At 71.0% G+C, this 1,710-nt stretch carries 1 protein-coding gene; it reads left to right on the top strand.

The window, feature by feature from the left end; all coding sequences use genetic code 11:
- Nucleotides 1-533 precede the first annotated feature (533 nt).
- Nucleotides 534-1,574 carry a substrate-binding domain-containing protein gene (locus AA75_RS31120; protein ID WP_233289273.1) on the top strand — a complete coding sequence of 347 codons (1,041 nt, stop codon included), beginning with the start codon at nucleotides 534-536 and terminating at the stop codon, nucleotides 1,572-1,574.
- Nucleotides 1,575-1,710: the final 136 nt, after the last annotated feature.

The following is a 1,710-nucleotide window of genomic DNA, read 5'->3' as shown; positions in this document are numbered from 1 at the left end:
CGGGGGCGGCGGCGCTGGGTGCGGCCGGGGCCGCGGACGGCGTCCCGTCCGCGAACGCCGCCGAGGCGGAGACGGACAGCGCGCCGGCGAGGCCGGCGCAGACCAGGGCGAGGCGCACCGCGTGACGGGCGGTCGTGGTACCTGACATGGAGGTTCCTCCGAGTGCTCACCACCCCCGGCCCGGTGGCCGGGAGTTGGTAGGGCAGACGTTAGGAAGCCCACCTCACGGTGGACGGCCGGCTCTGTAACGGCCACCGGCCGGCTCTGTAACAGTCCGTCGGTGGCATGCCTGCCGGTGGCCGCGGGGCCCGCGCCGGTGAACCCATGACCGTCAAGAGTGATCATCGTTGGTCCCGTTGGGGCACAGCGGGCGGCAGCGAACGTCACAAGGGGATCTCGGCCAACCGATCCACTTGACGGTGGCCAGGTCACGGGAGTGTCATATGTCTCATCGCGTTTGAACGTGTTGAGTTCTGATCGATTTTCCCTCGCGGTTGACCCACCCCTCGGCACCCGCACAAAGGAGCGTCCCCATGTTCCGCATGTCCCGCAGCCGTTCGCTCGCCGCCGCCGGCCTCCTGCTCGCACTCGGCGTGACCACCGGGTGCTCCACCGGCCAGGAGAGCAAGGGCGGCGGCGACGTCGCCCCGGTCAGCGGCAAGATCTCGCTGACGTACCTTCAGAAGCAGGGCGACCAGGAGTACTTCATCGGCGAGGCCGCCGGGGCCAAGGCGAAGGCGGCGGAGCTGGGGATCGACCTGAAGGTGGTCAACCTCGGCAACGACGCCAACAAGACGGTCAGCGAGGTCCGTTCCGCCATCGCGCAGAAGAGCAACGGCCTGATCATCGTGGTCCCGGACCCGGCGGTCGGCCCGCAGGTCGTGCAGAGCGCGAAGGACGCCAAGGTCGCGCTCCTCACCTCGGACGACCAGATCTGCGCCACCGGCCCCGACCCGGCCGCCTGCGACAAGGCCGCCCTGGTGCCCCGGATCGGCTTCAGTGGCGCCCAGATGGGCGGCGAGGTCGGCAAGCGCGCCGCCACCGAGTACCAGAAGGCCGGCTGGAACGCCGCCGACACCCGGATCGTCTCCGCCTGGAAGCAGGACGTCACCGTCTGCGGCGACCGCGTCAAGGCCGCCCGGTCGGCGTTCGACGCGGCCGTGCCCGGTGTGCAGAACATCGACGTCGCCACCGACAACACCCCCACCGGCGCGCAGGACAAGATCGCCGCCACCGTGACCGCCAACCCCGGCGTCAAGCACTGGGTGGTCTGGGGCTGCAACGACGAGAACGTCCAGGGCGGCGTCACCGCTCTGGAGAACGCCGGCTTCAAGGCCGACAACGTGATCGGCGTCGGCCTCGGCGCCTACCTCGCCTGCAAGGACTGGAGCGGCGACAAGCCCTCCGGGATGAAGGCCGCGCTGTTCATCAACGGCAAGGACGTCGGCGCGCTCGCCGTCCAGACCATGTACGACAAGCTCAAGAACTCCAAGGAGATGCCCGCCGAGGCGTTCGCGCCGACCACCATGGTCGACCCCGCCACCTGGAAGTCCTCCGGCGTCACCTGCAGCTGACGGTCCGCCGCCGCCTCCGGTCCCGCCGCCCGGGCCGGGGGCGGCGCCCTCGTCCCGCCCTCCCGCGAAACCCCTCCGAGGTGACCCACCATGAGTCGAGCGCGCCCCTCCGGCCCGGACCCCCGCCCGCCCACCG

The organism is Kitasatospora sp. MBT63, assembly GCF_000710465.2.
In the GTDB taxonomy this organism is placed as follows: Bacteria; Actinomycetota; Actinomycetes; order Streptomycetales; family Streptomycetaceae; genus Kitasatospora.
Note: the sequence above shows the minus strand (reverse complement) of the source record. Positions and strands in the feature narration are given on the sequence as shown.